General features: G+C 46.2%; 14 protein-coding genes. 7 read left to right on the top strand and 7 right to left on the bottom strand.

Annotation, left to right across the window (positions count from 1 at the left end; all coding sequences use genetic code 11):
• Positions 1-92: 92 nt before the first annotated feature.
• Positions 93-1,685 (bottom strand): phosphoenolpyruvate carboxykinase (ATP), encoded by a 1,593-nt coding sequence (gene pckA / locus ABV001_RS06885; RefSeq protein ID WP_352422105.1) that lies wholly within the window; start codon positions 1,683-1,685, stop codon positions 93-95.
• 422 nt (positions 1,686-2,107) lie between these two features.
• Here pckA and upp point away from each other — a divergent pair, with 422 nt between their 5' ends.
• Entirely contained in the window at positions 2,108-2,767 is a 660-nt protein-coding gene (upp, locus tag ABV001_RS06880; protein WP_352422104.1) for a uracil phosphoribosyltransferase, read from the top strand.
• Here upp and ABV001_RS06875 read toward each other — a convergent pair.
• Positions 2,764-3,753, bottom strand: coding sequence for a glycosyltransferase family 2 protein (locus tag ABV001_RS06875; protein WP_352422103.1), 990 nt, complete (start codon positions 3,751-3,753; stop codon positions 2,764-2,766). The two genes, upp and ABV001_RS06875, sit on opposite strands and share 4 nt — an antisense overlap.
• A 336-nt stretch (positions 3,754-4,089) precedes the next feature.
• Here ABV001_RS06875 and ABV001_RS06870 point away from each other — a divergent pair, with 336 nt between their 5' ends.
• The 3 genes from ABV001_RS06870 (at position 4,090) to ABV001_RS06860 (ending at position 7,256) form a co-directional block, all read left to right on the top strand.
• Positions 4,090-5,208, top strand: coding sequence for a TlpA family protein disulfide reductase (locus tag ABV001_RS06870; protein ID WP_352422102.1), 1,119 nt, complete (start codon positions 4,090-4,092; stop codon positions 5,206-5,208).
• A gap of 22 nt (positions 5,209-5,230) precedes the next feature.
• Positions 5,231-6,769: a YifB family Mg chelatase-like AAA ATPase gene (locus tag ABV001_RS06865; RefSeq protein WP_352422101.1), complete on the top strand. Its 1,539-nt coding sequence runs from the start codon at positions 5,231-5,233 to the stop codon at positions 6,767-6,769.
• A 130-nt stretch (positions 6,770-6,899) separates the two neighbouring features.
• Entirely contained in the window at positions 6,900-7,256 is a 357-nt protein-coding gene (locus ABV001_RS06860; RefSeq protein ID WP_352422100.1) for a four helix bundle protein, read from the top strand.
• Between the two features lie 86 nt (positions 7,257-7,342).
• On the opposite strand, the gene ABV001_RS06855 is transcribed toward ABV001_RS06860, so the two are convergent.
• Positions 7,343-8,065: a M15 family metallopeptidase gene (locus ABV001_RS06855; protein ID WP_352422099.1), complete on the bottom strand. Its 723-nt coding sequence runs from the start codon at positions 8,063-8,065 to the stop codon at positions 7,343-7,345.
• Position 8,066: 1 nt separating this feature from the next.
• On the bottom strand, positions 8,067-9,869 hold the full coding sequence (locus tag ABV001_RS06850; RefSeq protein WP_352422098.1) for a DNA polymerase III subunit gamma/tau: 1,803 nt from the start codon (positions 9,867-9,869) through the stop codon (positions 8,067-8,069).
• A 208-nt stretch (positions 9,870-10,077) separates the two neighbouring features.
• On the opposite strand from ABV001_RS06850, the gene ABV001_RS06845 reads away from it, so the two are divergent.
• Positions 10,078-11,049 carry a DUF5106 domain-containing protein gene (locus ABV001_RS06845; RefSeq protein WP_352422097.1) on the top strand — a complete coding sequence of 324 codons (972 nt, stop codon included), beginning with the start codon at positions 10,078-10,080 and terminating at the stop codon, positions 11,047-11,049.
• Between the two features lie 249 nt (positions 11,050-11,298).
• The gene (locus ABV001_RS06840; protein WP_352422096.1) at positions 11,299-11,790 is read left to right on the top strand and encodes a TlpA family protein disulfide reductase; all 492 of its coding nucleotides are present in this window, start codon (positions 11,299-11,301) and stop codon (positions 11,788-11,790) included.
• A gap of 101 nt (positions 11,791-11,891) precedes the next feature.
• Here ABV001_RS06840 and gpmA read toward each other — a convergent pair whose 3' ends face one another.
• The 3 genes from gpmA to ABV001_RS06825 all read right to left on the bottom strand — a co-directional run bounded on the left by gpmA (position 11,892) and on the right by ABV001_RS06825 (position 15,641).
• On the bottom strand, positions 11,892-12,638 hold the full coding sequence (gene gpmA, locus ABV001_RS06835; protein WP_323425672.1) for a 2,3-diphosphoglycerate-dependent phosphoglycerate mutase: 747 nt from the start codon (positions 12,636-12,638) through the stop codon (positions 11,892-11,894).
• Positions 12,639-12,946: 308 nt separating this feature from the next.
• The gene (locus ABV001_RS06830) at positions 12,947-14,311 is read right to left on the bottom strand and encodes an MATE family efflux transporter (RefSeq protein ID WP_352422095.1); all 1,365 of its coding nucleotides are present in this window, start codon (positions 14,309-14,311) and stop codon (positions 12,947-12,949) included.
• Between the two features lie 43 nt (positions 14,312-14,354).
• The gene (locus tag ABV001_RS06825) at positions 14,355-15,641 is read right to left on the bottom strand and encodes an L-cysteine desulfidase family protein (RefSeq protein WP_352422094.1); all 1,287 of its coding nucleotides are present in this window, start codon (positions 15,639-15,641) and stop codon (positions 14,355-14,357) included.
• A 323-nt stretch (positions 15,642-15,964) separates the two neighbouring features.
• Here ABV001_RS06825 and ABV001_RS06820 point away from each other — a divergent pair, with 323 nt between their 5' ends.
• Positions 15,965-17,266: a DUF2851 family protein gene (locus ABV001_RS06820; protein WP_352422093.1), complete on the top strand. Its 1,302-nt coding sequence runs from the start codon at positions 15,965-15,967 to the stop codon at positions 17,264-17,266.
• Positions 17,267-17,270 lie beyond the last annotated feature (4 nt).

The following is a 17,270-nucleotide window of genomic DNA, read 5'->3' as shown; positions in this document are numbered from 1 at the left end:
AAAACCCGCTTCACCTATTGCGAAGCGGGTTTTTTATGGAAAAAACTTAACTATGCCGTGGCACATTTGTTAAGCCAATCAATCTAAACTGATCAGTCAACTTGCGGTCCTGAAGGGATCAATGCTTTTGCAGCATCGTTGTCGCAATATTGCTTGAAGTTTTCAATATACATGGCGCCCAGTTTCTTGGCTTTTGCTTCCCATTCGCTCTTATCGGCGTAAGTGTTACGCGGGTCGAGGATATCGGAAACACCTTCCAGTTTTGCAGGAGCCGTCAGGTTCATGATAGGAATATGTACCTTTTCTGCCTTTTCAATTGAACCGTCGATGATGGCATCGATGATCGCACGGGTATCTTTCAGGGAAATACGTTTTCCTGTTCCGTTCCAGCCGGTATTTACCAGATATGCTTTAGCGTTGTGCTGATTCATCTTTTCAACCAGACGTTGTGCATATACGGTGGGGTGCAGCGTAAGGAACGCTTCTCCGAATGCGGGTGAAAACGAAGGTTGCGGTTCGGTGATACCCCGTTCGGTACCTGCCAGCTTGGACGTAAATCCACAGAGGAAGTGATACTGTGCCTGGTTGTCATCGAGGATAGATACCGGAGGCAATACGCCGAATGCGTCAGCCGAGAGGTAAATGATCTTGTTGGCATGTCCTGCACGTGAAGGAAGAACGATCTTGCTGATGTGGTAGATAGGATACGATACGCGGGTATTTTCGGTGGTAGAACCGTCAGCGAAATCGATGTTGCCTTCATCATCTACTGTTACGTTTTCCAATAATGCATCGCGACGGATAGCACGCCAGATGTCCGGTTCATTTTGTTCGCTCAGGTTGATCACTTTCGCATAGCAGCCACCTTCGTAGTTGAATACTCCGTGCTCATCCCAACCGTGTTCGTCGTCACCGATCAGGAACCGTTTCGGGTCGGCTGACAAGGTGGTTTTACCGGTACCTGAAAGACCGAAGAAGACAGCTACGTCACCATCTTCACCTACGTTAGCAGAGCAGTGCATAGAAGCAATACCTTTCAGAGGCAGATAGTAGTTCATCAGGGAGAACATGCCCTTTTTCATTTCACCACCATACCAGGTGCCACCGATTACCTGCATTTTCTGGGTAAGGTCGAACAGGGTGAAGTTTTCAGAGTTCAGACCTTGCTCTTGCCATTTGTCGTTGGTTACTTTGGAACCGTTCAAACATACGAAATCGGGCTCACCGTAGTTGGCCAGTTCGTAGTGTGACGGACGGATAAACATATTGGTTACGAAGTGGGCCTGCCAGGCAACTTCCATCACGAAACGTACTTTCATACGTGTGTCGGCGTTGGTGCCGCAGAAAGTGTCCACTACATACAGTTTTTTCGCTTTGGAAAGCCGGTTGGCTACCAATCCCTTGCAGTAGTCGAATGCTTCACGGGTACAAGGACGATTGATAGTACCATCCCACCAGAGTGTGTCTTTTGTGACATCGTCTTTTACAAAGAATTTATCTTTAGGAGAACGACCGGTAAATTTTCCGGTATACACTGCGGTAGCACCGCTCTTTGTTGATTTAGCTCTCTCGAAACCTTCGTTCGCCGGATTCATTTCATCCTGGTAAAGCGTCTCGTAGGAGGGATTGTGAACGATCTCAAAATCGCCCCTAATGCCATACTTGCTTAAATCTAAATTTGCCATTTTGATAAAATTAGGGTTTACTATATTATGAATTTACAAAACTTGCCAATTACAAACTAAAAGTGAATTTTCTTAGAAACGAGGGCAGAAGCAAAACTTGTTTTGATTATGCCGAGTGACGACAGAAAATCTACGAAGTGAAAAATTAAGAACTAATGCTTGCATGTGGATAAACCTAAAAACAGGCGCACAAAAATACGCAAATTCTTTCATACAGGAAAATAATTAAAGAAATTTTTCTTTAATTGGCTGTTTTTTTATCCGCATATCTTTTTAAAAACAAAAAATTATGCCAAAAGTTTAGCCAAGTGTAGAAAATCATTACCTTTGTTTTCCGGAAATAATTACTTCATCCGGGTTCATCACGTGAGTTTTGTATGCTACCTCGTGATAAACCGGAAGAGATAAAACTGATATATAAAATGGAAGTAAACAACTTTTCGGACACCAATTCTCTACTTAACTCTTTTATCCGTGAAATTAGGGATATCACCATCCAGAACGACCGTCTCCGGTTCCGCCGAAACATAGAGCGTATCGGTGAGGTCATGGCTTATGAGATCAGCAAAGGGATTCATTACAAGAAGATTGAGGTGAACACCCCGCTCGACCTGATTGAAGTGAATATTCCGGACGAGGAAATCGTTATCGCCACTATTCTCAGGGCGGGGCTTCCCTTCCATCATGGCATGTTGAATTATTTTGATGGGGCTGAAAATGCTTTCGTCTCTGCATACAGGAAATACAGGGAGATCGGCCACCAATCGTTCGATATCAATATCGAATATATCGCATCGCCCTCCATAGAGGGGAAAACGTTGATCCTGGCCGATCCTATGTTGGCCACAGGAAGCAGCATGGAGTTGACTTACAGGGCACTGCTCACCAAAGGGACGCCGGCGCATATCCATATAGCCACTATCATTGCCAGCAGGCAGGCGATCGATTATTGCAAGGCCAATTTTCCTGAAGAAAAAACCACTATCTGGGCCGCCGCTATCGATCCGGAACTGAATGAGTCATCTTATATCGTACCCGGCATTGGCGACGCGGGCGATCTCGCTTACGGGGAGAAAATCTAATCGTAGAATTTTTTCTCGAATGCGTTAAATTCCCCTTTTCCCAAGATCAGCCGCTTCCACACTGCGGAGAGGAACCCCGTCCCATATCCCGTCAGTTGGATCCATGCTGCCGCAATGCTGTAAAGCGCTACGCCGGCCGATCTGTTTTTCAGGAGGGAGTCGATAAAAAGCAGTAGGGAATAGCATAGCGGTATAAGCAGAAACGCGGGGTGGTGAAGTGAAAGTACCAGGGAGAGTGTCATCCCTACAACAAACAACGCGGGTAGCCAATGCACTATCTTTAATGAGCCGGGATGCGAAAGGTGGAGATTGATACGTGCGATACCAGAATTATGCACCTGTTTGAAGAATTGCCTGAAAGTAGTTCTTCGTTTATGGTATACGAAAGCGCCGGGAATAAGCATTGTCCGGAACCCATTTTTCTGTAACCGCAGGCTGAAATCGATGTCTTCGCCAAACCGCATGGTGCCATAGCCCCCTATCGTATTAAATGCCTCTTTTGAAACCCCAAGGTTAAAACTCCGGGGAGTGAATTTCTCCATCGATTTTTTTCCGCCCCGGATACCCCCCGTAGTGAAGAAAGAAGTCATGGAATAATTGATCGCCTTTTGCGTGGTTGAGAAGGTGGGTAGTGCCGCGTCCGGTCCCCCGTAGGCATCAGCATATTTCTGGCGCAGGGAATGTGAAACCGTTTCTATATAATCAGGGGGAATGATGCAATCTGAGTCAAAAAAAATAAGGTAATCATGCTTTGCCCGCTCTGCCCCGGCATTCCTGGCAAGACCGGGACCCGAATTGGGTTTCTCGAAGTAACAGAGATCGAGTTTGTGGCGGTAGTTTTCCACCACAGTATCGCTTTTCCGGGTAGACCCATCCTCAACGATGATGACTTCAAACTGCTTGTCAGTCTGTTTACTGAGGCTTTCGAGCAGTTCTTCCACCTCGTCGGGGCGATTATAAAGAGGAATTATAATAGAGTAAAACATTGAGTAAAAATTAGAACCAAGACTTTTAGAATCAAGAACCAAGACTGGGGATTTGGGGCACATTATCCATTAGTAATTAGTAAATAAAATCACCTTCCCACTTTCCCATCACAAATCTAATGAATTTATTTTATTTCCATTGAATATTACTTTCATCTCCTTTGATCATTTTGAGATAATAAGTTAAAAACAAAAAACAGTTAAATAAATGTGAAAATCATTGAATATTTAAAAAAAAGAGATACCTTTGTTTTTCCTAATAAATATTCTCGTTTGATAGGTTGCGCAAGAAAGAGTAAAATATCAATAAAATACTAGAAGAGAGATTGTTATAGTATGGAAAGGTTTTGTAAAATAGTTATTTATATATTTATTTTATATTCCGTCCTATCATGTAAAAATGGAGAGGAGGTTTTAATCAGGGGGGAAATTTCAAACTTAGAAAATCCCTATATCCTGGTTACCTGGCTTTCCGGCGACACGCTGGCCACTGATACGATCAATGTAGATGTAAAGGGTAGGTTCAATTACAAAAACCCCATTGACACTCTTACCACTTTCTCTCTTTATCTGAATAATTATGAGAGTGCTGCGGTGGTTTTCGCCGATAAAGGGCAGGAACTGAAAGTGAAAGGAGATGCGTTATTACCCGATCTTATAGAGGTGAACGGAAATGAGATCAATAATGATCTGACCTTGTTCAAGATGCAAAACCGTGAGTTGCTTTCCCAGCGGGGACAGTTGTTGCTTAATCTGAATGTGGAGTCACAGGCGGATACGGTCGTCAACAAGTCTGTCACCCGACATGATGAACTTGCCAAATTGCAATTGCTCAATCATGAATTGATATCGCAAGCAGAAGAATTCATCAAGAAAAATCCTTCCAGATTCTCAAGTCTCATCCTCATCAATAATTTTTTTATCAATAGTGATAATCCTCATGCATTGGAACGGGTACTGGGATATTTACAGGGAGATGTGACCAATACCCGGTACGCAACCCAATTGAGATCCTATTCCGAAAAGATCAACCAGTCGGCAGAAGGTGCGCGGATGCCTTATTTCAAGCTCATTGACAAAGAGGAAAAGACTATCTATTCTCATCAATTTAACGGAAAATACGTGCTGCTCTCTTTCGTCTCTATGGCGGGGATCGAATCACGCGAGACAATCGATCTGCTGAAAGAAGCTTATCAGGGAGTTAATAAGGACAGTGTGGAGTTCCTGACTGTGTATATCGATTCCGACATTTATCCCGTGGAATATGTGGAAAATGACTCTATTCCCTGGAGAGTGGTCCCCGAGAAAAGGAGTTGGGGATCTGATATTGTAGATGCGTATAATGTGCAATATATACCCTTTAATATTCTGATCGCTCCCGACGGCAATATCAAAGTACGCAATATTCCCGCCCAGGGAGTAGCGAATGCAATCAGAAATTCTACCGAAGATTAAGTGCAAGAAAAGACTTGGTGGCATGCTGGTCAAATTATTTGGAGCGGCCGTACAAGGTATCGATGCGACGCTCATCACCATTGAAGTAAATTGTTCGAGAGGGATCCGGTTTATGCTGGTGGGCCTGCCGGACACCTCTGTGAAAGAAAGCCATGAACGTATTGTATCAGCCATTGAAGTAAACGGACTGAAATTCCCACGTCAACAGATCGTAATCAATATGTCCCCTGCCGATATCCGGAAGGAGGGATCGGCGTATGACCTGCCGCTCGCTGTCGGTATCCTCGCTGCTTCCGGATCCGTTCCCCCTGGCAGGCTGGGCGACTACCTGATGATGGGTGAATTGTCGCTCGACGGCACCATCCTTCCCTTAAAGGGTGCGTTGCCCATGGCTTTGATGGCGAGGGATAGCAACCTCAAGGGGTTTATCCTGCCGATGGCGAATGCAAAAGAAGCCGCTGTGGTAGAGGGATTGAAGATCTATGGGGTAAACAATATACGGGAAGTGGCTGCTTTCTTCAACGGTGAACAGGAGTTACAGCCTATAAAAGTGGACCTGCAACAGGAGTTTCTGGAGGGCCGCTCTTCTTTTGAATTTGATTTTTCCGATGTGAAAGGACAGGAGAACGTGAAGCGGGCTCTGGAAGTGGCTGCCGCCGGAGGGCATAACGTGATAATGATAGGCACTCCGGGTTCCGGTAAATCGATGATGGCCAAAAGGATGCCCTCTATCCTGCCACCTTTTTCACTGGAAGAGGCGTTGGAGACGACCAAGATACATAGCGTGGCGGGGAAAACGGATCTGGGGCGGTCGCTGATGACCAATCGTCCCTTCCGTTCGCCCCACCATACCATCAGCGATGTAGCGATGGTGGGTGGAGGTGCATATCCACAGCCCGGCGAGATAAGTCTGGCACATAATGGGATCCTGTTCCTCGACGAACTTCCGGAATTCAGCAGGAATGTGCTGGAAGTGATGAGGCAGCCGTTGGAGGACCGTAAGATCACCATCTCTCGTGCCAAATTCTCGGTAGACTATCCGGCCGGATTCATGCTGATAGCAGCGATGAATCCTTGCCCCTGCGGATACCATAATCATCCCGACAAACAATGCGTATGTCCTCCCGGAGCAGTACAGAAATACCTCAATAGGATTTCCGGGCCGCTCCTCGACCGGATCGATATCCAGGTAGAGATTGTGCCGGTGCCGTTCGAAAAGATATCCGATAGTACACCGGCGGAGCGCAGTGCGGATATATGCGGGAGGGTAGTGAAAGCAAGGGAGATCCAGTCGCGCCGGTTCAAAAACAGGCGTGGCGTCTTTTGCAACGCGCAGATGAATGGCAAAATGTTGCGCGAATATGCTTCTCCCGACCAAAAAGGGATGAAACTGCTGCAGGCGGCCATGGAGAGGCTCAACCTTTCGGCCCGAGCCTACGACCGCATACTGAAAGTATCCCGTACTATTGCCGACCTCGACGGCAGTGAACATGTGAAACCGTCGCATCTTGCGGAAGCGATCAACTACCGGAACCTGGATAGGGATAATTGGGCATTGTGATTAGGTGCCTAGGTGGTTGAGTGCCTAGGTGGTTGAGTGCTTAGGTTGTTGAGTGCCTAGGTGGTTGAGTGCCTAAGTGGTTGAGTGCTTAGGTGGTTAGGTTGAGGGTGTAAATTAAAAGATGTGGATCATGAGTTTGAAGAGTTTTAAAGAGTTAGTTGTATGGCAGAAATCGATGGATTTGTGCGAAGAAATATATGAAATTGTATCTTCTTTCCCCACTTCGGAGATTTATGGATTGACGGCCCAACTAAAACGGGCGGCTATATCTGTTCCTTCTAATATTGCAGAAGGTGCTTCCAGGAATTCAACAAAAGAATTTATCCAGTTTCTTTACATTGCCAACGGTTCTTTGTCAGAGGTGGAAACCCAATTGGAATTGGCAGTAAGATTGAAATATATGGAAGAAGAAAAAATACCGAATGAACAAATAAAATATATCAGAGTCATGCTTTTGCGACTTATCAGTTCTCTGAAAAATAAGTAACCCTACCTAACCACCTAACCATCTAGCCACTTAACCACCCATCCACCTAACCACTTAGGCACCTAGCCACTCAGGCACCTAACCACTTAGGCACTTTTCTCAAAATGATGATCATCGTAAAACTTAGTAAACGAGTGCCCCCACCGGAAGCCGAGTTTACGGAATTCCTCCACTACCGGATGTCCCGGATAGAGGGTACCATTCACCGTGGTATCCAATACTGCTCCCTCAGGTTGGTTGGGGCGGTCTTCCGTTTTCCATCGTAAGGGATTGAACCGGGGGTTGATGTCAATGGCCATTCCACTCGCGTGTTTGGAGAAGGTAATGTCGCGGTAGCAGAAACTGTAACTGTTGTTATCATCCATTGACAGGCTATCGTTCCAGTCGTATTGTACAATAGGGATCGCCTTCTCAATTACAAATCCTTCGTCGAGCATAAACTTGAAAATATTCCTGATATCTTCTGCTATCTTTTTGTGGGAAAGTATCTGTCCGCGGTGTATCTGTCCGTCGGTGGAAAGATACACCACATCGAAAAGTGCCAGTTGGTCGATAATGCTTTGGGGTGCTTTTGTGCCGGCAATGGCCTCTTCAAAGGAATATGCGGCATCGACGATAGTGTCGTTGTTGACGGAGGCAACCTCTTCTGCCGTGTCGGGACGTTGATGCTGTTGTATGGTGCCGGTGATTTCTTCCGGTTGCCCTGCTTCTGTGGCCGGATTCCCTGTCCCGGTAGTGGAACGGTTGTTCCTTCCCGTACATGAACCCAATAAGGCGAAAATTAAAATAAGGGAAACGATAGCTCTCATCTCAACTCAGTTCGAGTCCAAACTCATCGGAAAGTTTTTGGAGTGAAGGATTTTGTTGTACCATCTCGTCGAATATCTCACGGGAAGTCAGGGGCTTTTTAATGGCATTGGTCTCTGATATCCTGATGGTCATGGTGATATCGTCATTTCTTAATCTTTCCCTCAGGAAGGAGAGAAGGGCGATACTGTGGTCGGTGAGGTATTGTTTATTGAGTTCTGTGTTGACTTCTACTTCGAACACGGTTTCACTCAGCATCCTGGGATGGTAGAGTGTCATTGTATTCTTGAGAAGTTTCTCTTCATCCAGGCTGTGGGTATATTCTTTCCATGCGTTTACTAACTCGCTCTCGGTAAACAGGTTGTTCCCATTGTGCTGTTGTGTCTCTACTCCGGGGGAGGAAGAGTCTTCTTCTTTTTTATTGGAGAGAGAGGAAAGCGACACACCCATCCCGGAAAGGGAGACCGTTTTCCTTTTCAGTGAAGTGGCAGCTTCAGCAACAACCTTTTTTTCAGCATCTTTTTTTGGCTCGGGAACTTTTATTTGCTCGGGAACTATTATCGGTCCAGAATCTTTCTTCGGTTCGGGATCTTTCTTCGGTTCGGGAGACTGCGATTGCCGGGTATCTGCCGGTGTGGCTTTTTCTTGTGATGCTGGTACTATCGGTTCAATAGTTCTTTTTTTTTCCGTTTTCACGGAGGACGCATCCTTTGGCCCGGCTAGCTGGCAGAGCCGTATCAGTGCCAGTTCCACAAGGAGACGTTTGTTTTTGCTTAATCGATAGTTGAGGTCACATTCATTCGATATCTCGATGGCGTTATAGAGGAACTCGTTACTGCATCTTTTGGCCATCCCGATGTATCGCTCACGGATGGAGGATCCCACCTGAAAGAGCTGTGCCGTGGCCGCGTCCTTGCATACCAACAAGTCCCGGAAGTGGTTGGAGATACCGCTGATGATATATTGTCCTTCAAATCCCCTGTTGAGGATATCGTTCAATATCAGCAGGCATTCCACCACGTTGCCGTCGAGGATAGCGTCAGATAACCTGAAATAATATTCATAATCGAGCACATTCAGATTTTCAATCACCGCCTGGTAGGTAATATTTCCCCCGGTATAGCTCACTGTCTGATCGAAAATGGAGAGGGCGTCACGCATTCCCCCATCCGCTTTCTGGGCGATGATATTCAGGGCTTCCGGTTCAGTCTTCACTCCTTCCCGATCGGCCACGTATTGCAGGTGTGCGACCGTATCGTCAATGGTGATACGGTTGAAATCATATACCTGGCAGCGCGAAAGGATAGTGGGGATAATCTTCTGTTTCTCCGTAGTGGCGAGAATAAAAATAGCATGTGCAGGAGGCTCTTCCAATGTTTTCAGGAAAGAGTTGAAAGCCGACTGTGAAAGCATGTGTACCTCATCGATGATATATACCTTATACCTTCCTATCTGAGGCGGGACACGCACCTGGTCAATCAGATTCCGGATATCGTCCACGCCATTGTTGGAGGCCGCATCCAACTCATGGATATTATAAGAACGTTGTTCATTGAATGCCACGCACGATTCACATTGGTTGCACGCTTCATGGTCGCCGGTAGGGTTGAGGCAATTAATTGTTTTCGCGAAAATACGGGCACAGGTAGTCTTCCCTACACCCCGTGGACCACTGAAAAGGTAAGCGTGTGCCAGTTTATTACCGGCAATCGCATTTTTCAGCGTGGTGGTAAGCGCTTCTTGTCCCACTACCGATTGGAAGGTAGAGGGTCTGTATTTTCTTGCGGAAACAACAAATGCGTCCATAGCTTTATGAGAAATAGTAAAGTGCAAATATAGTGAAAATATTTTGAACGCATCGGCTGGTTTTTTTTGCTTTTTCCAGATGGAGAGAATGGTATTTTTACCCTTATGTGTGGTTTTAGAAGAAATTCTTGTAATTTTGAAGTATGAATGTCTTATTTCGTGAAGACGAATAAATTCATTTACTTTGACTAATGAAATTGAACGAAAAATGAAACATATCCTGCTAATCATAGCTTTGATCGGGTCGATGGCGATAACGGGTTTCTCCTGTTTGTCAAGTAAAAAAGCGCAGACGGAACCTGCTGAGGAGAATCCCACGCCGGTACAAACTATCGTGCCGGATACGTTTGTCCTACCCCAGATCCCCGAAATCATGAAAGATCCTGAAGAAAGAGCTAAATATTTAGTGATGCATTACTGGGACAGGTTTGATTTTAGTGACCGGAACCTGATCCGGCGGCCGGAAATTACGGAGCAGGCTTTTGTGGATTATATTAATATCCTGGGTTATGTACCGCAGGAAGATGCTGATGCTTCGCTTATACATACGCTCCGGAAGGCGGAGACCGATACAATGATGTATGTGCATTTCACGGAATTATTCGAGAAATATTTCTATGATCCTAATTCCCCTTTCCGCAACGAGGAGTATTATTTACCCGTATTGCAGGAAGTCGAGGCCTCACCGCTATTGACGGAAGAGAGTCGGTCACGGTATGGCTTCCAGAGGGAAATGGCCATGAAGAACCGTATAGGAGAGAGTGCCAATGATTTCACTTATACGGTCGCATCGGGGCAATCTTTCCGCCTGTATGACCTCAAGAGCGAATACACCCTGCTCATGTTCACCAATCCGGGCTGTTCCACCTGTACTGCAGTGACGGAGCGTCTCAAGGAGTCCAGGGAACTGAATGATGCGTTGGCCCTGAACAGCCCGACCCGTACGATGCTTACTATTCTCGCTCTCTCTCCGGACAACGATTTGGACGAGTGGATAGCACATCTTCCTGAAATACCGGTCCGATGGGTATATGCGTATGATAAGAGCGGAGAAATCACGACGAAAAAATTGTATGATATCAGGGCGTTTCCCACTCTATATTTACTGGATAAAGATAAAAAAGTAGTGCTGAAAGACACTTCCATAGAGATGATCGAATCATTTTTTTCAGTTCATTGACAACATAAGTCGTTATTGAAGATCGCTCTTTTGCTAATAGATTTATAATCAATTTTATAGAAACATAAAAAGGTTAAAATTAACGTTCGGAAGTGTTTTTTTTGATGAAATAATTTCCTGATAAAAAAAAGTAGCGTACTTTTGCCATCCTAAAAATGAGACTTTTAGCGAAAAGTCAGTAAAGTTAATGGATTTGGCCTGCTGCGTGAAGCCGCGGCCTTCTCTGAGTACTAACCAAACTATATTTTTATGAAGTACTTGAGCTTTTGCCTTGTATCGGTGATTGCATTCGTGTTGTCATCCGGTTCGGTAAAGCCAGATTTACCTTCTTCGGGTTATTATCCCGGGGAGACAATTCCTGACATTGTTTTAACAGATTCGGAAGGTAATTGGCATAACCTGCACGATTATAAAGGCAAAAAAGTAGTGGTCAATTTTTGGGCCACTTACCATGCCCAATCCAGGGCAAACAACGTTCAACTCTATAATTATCTGCAAAGTAGAGATAGCGATGTTGCATTTGTTTCAGTGGCTTTCGATGAAAACCGAAATGTAGTGGAAAGGACGCTGATGCTGGATAGGCTGGAGAGTAAATCTCAATTCTATGAGATAAGTGGAACCGGTTCGAAAACCTACAAAGATTTCAGGCTGAACGAAGGGTTCCGTAACTACTTGATAGATGAGAACGGAGTCATCATCGCGATGAATGTCACTCCCGAAGATTTGAAAACAATTCTTTAAGTTGATAAGTAAAACGGGTATTGAATGAATTTCGATACCCGTTTTTTTCTGCCTTTCCCGGTTATCGCGGTTTGCGACCTTTCCGGCATACTTTCGTTTGTTTATTTGGCTTTTCCCTGGTTCGCCACCGCATCCATCAGTTTTTTGATTTCTTCGGGATCGCCCAGGAAATAATCCTTCTGCAGGTTCATTTCATCGTCGAATTCAAAAACATAAGGCACGGCAGTCGGCAGGTTCAGGCTTACTATATCTTCGTCGGAGATATTCTTCAGGTGCTTGATAATACCGCGAAGGCTGTTTCCGTGAGCGGCCACGATCACCTGATCCAGATTTTTCATTTCCGGTACGATAGTATTGTTCCAGTAAGGAAGGATACGTTCTACGGTATCTTTTAATGCTTCAGTGAGCGGGAGATCCTTTTCGTCCACTCCTTTATATCGTGGATCCTGGAACGGTGAGCGTTCGTCCTCTTTATCAAGCGGTGTAGGAGGTACGTCATAACTGCGGCGCCATATAAGGACCTGATCGTCGCCATACTTTTCTGCCGTTTCTGCTTTGTTGAGACCTTGCAGCATACCGTAATGCTTTTCATTCAGTCGCCAGGTCTTTTCTACCGGGATCCAGTCCAGATCCATCTCGTCGAGCACTACATTCAATGTCTTTACGGCCCTTTTCAGATAGGAAGTATAGGCCTTTTCAAATTGGAAACCCTCTTCTTTTAACAGTTTCCCTGCTTTATGCGCTTCTGCGATGCCCTTTTCGGAGAGATCTACATCCGTCCATCCGGTAAAACGGTTCTCTTTATTCCATACACTTTCGCCGTGGCGAATTAAGACTACTTTCTTCATACTTTCTTATATTAATTACTAATTACTGATTATCAAATATCAATTACCAATTATCAATGATTGTTCAAGCATTTAACTTGGAAGTCGGAAGTTAAGAAGTGGAGAAGTCAAGAAGTTTTTAATTACTTGACTTAATTGATTTCCTTCAATCTTTCCCAATCTCCCAAATTCCAAGTCTTGGATCTTGCTTCTTGGATCTTGCTTCTTGGATCTTGCCTCTTGCCTCTTGCCTCTTGGCTATTGGCTATTGAATCTTGGCTCTTGGCTCTTGCCTCTTGAATCTTTTTGCAAAACTAAATAAAATTAGCCTAATTGCAAAAATCTTCCTCTTCCATTCTGTTCAACAACCGGAGTTGTATGATAAGCAGGTAAATCGACAAGAAGGCCGAAAGAGTGTCGGCTACCGGCATAGCAATCCAGATACCGTCCAATCCCCACAGGCGGGGGAAAATGATGATGAAGGGAACCAGGAATATCAACTGGCGGCTCAGGCTCTGTATGATTGATTTGGCGACGTACCCCAGACTCTGGAAGAAGCTGGACCCCACTATTTGTATACCCACGAGCGGGAAGGCGACCACAGTGATCCGGATCCCCCTTTCAGTGATCGAGAGCAGTTCCGGGTCGGAGGTGAAGGCTGAGGCGAAAAGGTGGGGAAAGAACTGCCCGACGATGAATGTGGCCGTGGTGACTATCGTGGCCGCTTTTATTGAATAGAAAAGAGTTTCTTTTACTCTGCCAAAGTTACGCGCTCCGTAGTTATAGCCGATGATAGGCTGTGTTCCCTGGTTCAATCCCATGATGATCATCATGAAAATCATGATAACGGTGTTGATGATGCCATAAGCTCCCACCGCCAGGTCGCCCCCGTAGCGTAAGAGCGAAGTATTCAACAGTACCGCCACTGCCGAGCCTGCCACCTGCATGCTGAACGGTGATATCCCTATGGAAAGAATGGAGGCGACGATCTTTTTGTCGAGGCGTATGTTTTTCCACCGGAGGCGGATCAGGCTGCTTTCCCGGGTAAAATGGTCCATAACAAAGAGCATCCCGATAAACATGGAGATTACGGTAGCCCAGGCCACCCCTTTTATTCCCAGGTCGAATACATAGAGGAAAAGGGGGGTCAGGATGATGTTCAATATGGCGCCGATCAGCATGGTGATCATTGCTTTCTTAGGATAACCGGAAGAACGCATCATCGCATTGAAGTTGTAGCAGAGGCTCACGAATACATTCCCCACCAGTACGATCTGCAGATAGTCGCGTGCGTAGGGGATAGTGAGATCGCTGGCACCGAATGCCCTGAGGATGGGATCGAGATAGATCAGGATAAGGGTGATAAATATGGCGTTAAGCAAGACCGTAATCAATAATGAAGTGCCGAGAATTTTCTCCGCGGTCAGCCTGTCCTGTCTTCCCAGACTGATGGAGATACGGGTTGCTGCCCCTGCTCCCACCAACATGCCGATGGAGGCGGTGAGGTTCATCACGGGGAAGGTAATGGCAAGGCCGGAAATAGCCAACGCGCCCACTCCCTGCCCTATGAAGATACGTCCGATGACGTTGTACATCGCTGTGACCATCGTTCCCACGATGCCGGGGAGAGCGTAATCCCATACTAATTTACTGATTTTCTTTGTTTGAAAATCCTGTTCTCTTTTTGATTGCAATTTTTCTTTTGTTGTAATAACCCGGACGAGCCATGGCGTCGTCCTATTTCTTTGTCATAATATCCAGCACCAGTTTGTCGGTTTCCAACATGCCACTGTTGCCGATGCGTGCCAGATTTTCTATGGTACGGTCGATATCTTCATCGACGATCCCTTCCTGGGAGGTGACCACTTCATCTTCCATGGCCATCACTGCCGACAAGGCGGCAGTAGATACCCCGCTGGCGATTTTTAACGCACAACCGGGTTTGGCGCCATCGCAGATCATGCCTGTGATATTGGCGATCATATTTTTAGCCGCGTACACGATCTGCTCGTAACTCCCGCCCATCAGGTAAGTAATTCCACAACTGGAGCCTGTAGAGGCTACCACACACCCGCACAGGGCGGAAAGACGGCCTAATTGCTGCTTGATATAAATGATCAGCAGGCTGCTCATCGTCAACGCGCGGATCAACTGTTCCTCGCTGCATGACTCACTCTCGGCATAGGTGAGGATCGGCATGGTGGCGGCGATTCCTTGGTTGCCGCTGCCGGAGTTGCTCATTACCGGAATCAACCCTCCATCCATCCTCATATCACAGGCACCCGCCGTGGAGATTACCATCCGGGTGTGCAGATTATCACCGAAAATATGAAGTCCATTCCTGTTCTTCAGGCTGCCGGCCACATTGTGCCCGTAGTTATGGAGAATGGCTTTAGCTGATGCTTCCCTGTTCATCCGGGCAGCTTCCAGTATGAAAGAGAGCTCTTCGAGGGGGGATTCCACAGCGTATTCGTAGACAGTCCGGAAGTCAAGAGCCAGGGTATTCTCTTCGCCATCCTCTTTGTGTCCGGTAGCCGGTTCATTGAGTAGTATCTCCTCGTTTTTTTCTATGTAGGTGAAATGATTGTGACTGCCTGAAATGACAGCAACTGCCGAGTCCTTACCTGCACTACAGCGGATTCTGATATAGAGTTTATCGCTAATACCGGTCTGTTGACGGATCTCTATTCTTCCCTCCTCAATGAAACGTTTCCCTTGCCCTACTTGTTCGGGAGTTACCTGTTTCAATAACTCCAATCCCTCTTCCGGCCTACCGGTCAACCCGCCCAGCGCAATGGCAATGGGCAGCCCGGTCATACCTGTCCCCGGAATCCCCACCCCTAATGCGTTTTTCAGCACGTTGGCACTCAGAGAAGCCTCAATCTTTTCTACCTTCTTACCGAGAATGCTACATGCTTTCGCAGTACAAAGAGCCACGGCAACCGGTTCGGTGCAGCCGACGGAAGGAACTATCTCTTGTTGCATGAGTCGGTGGATAAGGATTCTTTTGTCGGTTGATAACATAGAAGTACATGGAATAAATAATGTGATGACAAAATTAATCAAAATTTTTCAAAGTGGAAATCTGCGGGTAGGTGAGGACAAAGGAAGTTTACTTACATTTGCCGAACGATAGCAGATTGCGCGAAGCGAAAGGTGCCTAAGTGGAAAGGGAGACGGGGAGAGTGGGAGACAGGGAGAGTGGATGACTGTGGGAGTGGGTGACTGTGGGAGTGGGTGACTGTGGGACTGGGAGAGCCTAAGTGGGAAGGTAGCGAAATAGGATTGAAAAAAAGTTTGGATTTTTAGATAATAGGTTGTAACTTTAAGCTTTAATTCTGATTACTATGCCTTATAAAGAAGAACTGCTACACTATATATGGAAGTTCAGGCTTTATCCTTCCGGTTCGCTTGAGACGATGGATGGGCAGGAGATAGAGGTAATCGATCCGGGAATGCATAACCTGCATGCCGGCCCCGATTTCTTTAATGCCAAGGTGAGGATTGGAAATAAGGTATGGGCCGGAGATGTGGAAATTCATCGTTCTTCGGATGAATGGGAACGACATGGACATCATACCGACAAAGCCTATAATTCGGTAATCCTTCATCTGTCGGAACGTGTGGACAAAGCTATAAAGAATGAGAAGGGTCAACAGATACTCCAGTGCAGGTTGCCGGTTCCCGATGAAGTACGTAGAAATGCGGACTACCTGATCTATAGCCATAGCGCTGTTCCATGCAGGGATCACCTTTCTTTTTTGCCGGAGCTGTTCATCCGCTCATTTCTCGGCCGCTTAGCCATCGAACGGCTGGAGAGAAAAACCGCTGACATCTTTACTCATCTCGATCGTTTCCATCAATCGTGGGATGACGTGTTCTATGTATTGCTTACACGTAATTTCGGGTTTGGACTGAATAGCGATGCGTTCGAACGGCTTGCCCTTTCATTGCCATTCAAATATATCCGGCGACACGGCGACAGCCTGTTTCAGGTGGAGGCGTTGTTGTTTGGACAGGCAGGACTGTTGGGAGAGTGGGAGACCGGGGGATCGGGAGACCGGGGGACGGGGGATGATTATTTCCTGCAACTGCGGCAAGAGTACCATTTTTTAAAAAACAAATATTCACTGACACCCCTGGAGGGTTATCTCTTCAAGCGAATGCGGGTTCGTCCACCATCATTCCCTGAAATGCGTATTGCACAACTGGCAGCATTGCTGCAATCGTCCGGAAGACTCTTCTCTGTGGTGCTTGAACAACAGGAAGTAGAAAACTGGATGTCGCTGTTCCGGATATCTCCCTCCCCCTATTGGCGAACACATTACTCTTTCGGAAAACAATCACCCGAGTCGGATGGGCAATTGGGCAGCGCGTCGAGACAGATTTTGCTGATCAACACTGTGGCGCCTGTTTTATTTGCTTATGGTAAAAAAACTACTATCGAAAGCCATTGCGACAGGGCCATTCATCTTTTAGAGTTGTTAAAACCGGAGAAGAATGTGATTGTTTCTGAATTCTGCGAGGCAGGAGTAATTCCCCGAAATGCATTTGACACGCAGGCGCTTATACAATTGAGAAGAGCCTATTGTGACCCACGCAAGTGCCTCTTCTGCCGGATTGGACATCGGCTGCTCTCTCATAGTTGAGACA

The sequence above is a fragment of the Proteiniphilum sp. genome (genome assembly GCF_040307845.1).
In the GTDB taxonomy this organism is placed as follows: Bacteria; Bacteroidota; Bacteroidia; order Bacteroidales; family Dysgonomonadaceae; genus Proteiniphilum.
Note: the sequence above shows the minus strand (reverse complement) of the source record. Positions and strands in the feature narration are given on the sequence as shown.

Bases quoted from the DNA above. Each gene is read 5' to 3' on its own strand.
- ABV001_RS06850 (WP_352422098.1), bottom strand. From the start codon at position 9,869: ATGGACGCATTTGTTGTTTCCGCAAGAAAATACAGACCCTCTACCTTC.
- ABV001_RS06875 (WP_352422103.1), bottom strand. From the start codon at position 3,753: ATGTTTTACTCTATTATAATTCCTCTTTATAATCGCCCCGACGAGGTG.
- ABV001_RS06855 (WP_352422099.1), bottom strand. From the start codon at position 8,065: ATGAGAGCTATCGTTTCCCTTATTTTAATTTTCGCCTTATTGGGTTCA.
- upp (WP_352422104.1), top strand. From the start codon at position 2,108: ATGGAAGTAAACAACTTTTCGGACACCAATTCTCTACTTAACTCTTTT.
- ABV001_RS06860 (WP_352422100.1), top strand. From the start codon at position 6,900: ATGAGTTTGAAGAGTTTTAAAGAGTTAGTTGTATGGCAGAAATCGATG.
- ABV001_RS06820 (WP_352422093.1), top strand. From the start codon at position 15,965: ATGCCTTATAAAGAAGAACTGCTACACTATATATGGAAGTTCAGGCTT.
- ABV001_RS06845 (WP_352422097.1), top strand. From the start codon at position 10,078: ATGAAACATATCCTGCTAATCATAGCTTTGATCGGGTCGATGGCGATA.
- ABV001_RS06825 (WP_352422094.1), bottom strand. From the start codon at position 15,641: ATGTTATCAACCGACAAAAGAATCCTTATCCACCGACTCATGCAACAA.
- ABV001_RS06865 (WP_352422101.1), top strand. From the start codon at position 5,231: ATGCTGGTCAAATTATTTGGAGCGGCCGTACAAGGTATCGATGCGACG.
- pckA (WP_352422105.1), bottom strand. From the start codon at position 1,685: ATGGCAAATTTAGATTTAAGCAAGTATGGCATTAGGGGCGATTTTGAG.
- gpmA (WP_323425672.1), bottom strand. From the start codon at position 12,638: ATGAAGAAAGTAGTCTTAATTCGCCACGGCGAAAGTGTATGGAATAAA.
- ABV001_RS06870 (WP_352422102.1), top strand. From the start codon at position 4,090: ATGGAAAGGTTTTGTAAAATAGTTATTTATATATTTATTTTATATTCC.
- ABV001_RS06840 (WP_352422096.1), top strand. From the start codon at position 11,299: ATGAAGTACTTGAGCTTTTGCCTTGTATCGGTGATTGCATTCGTGTTG.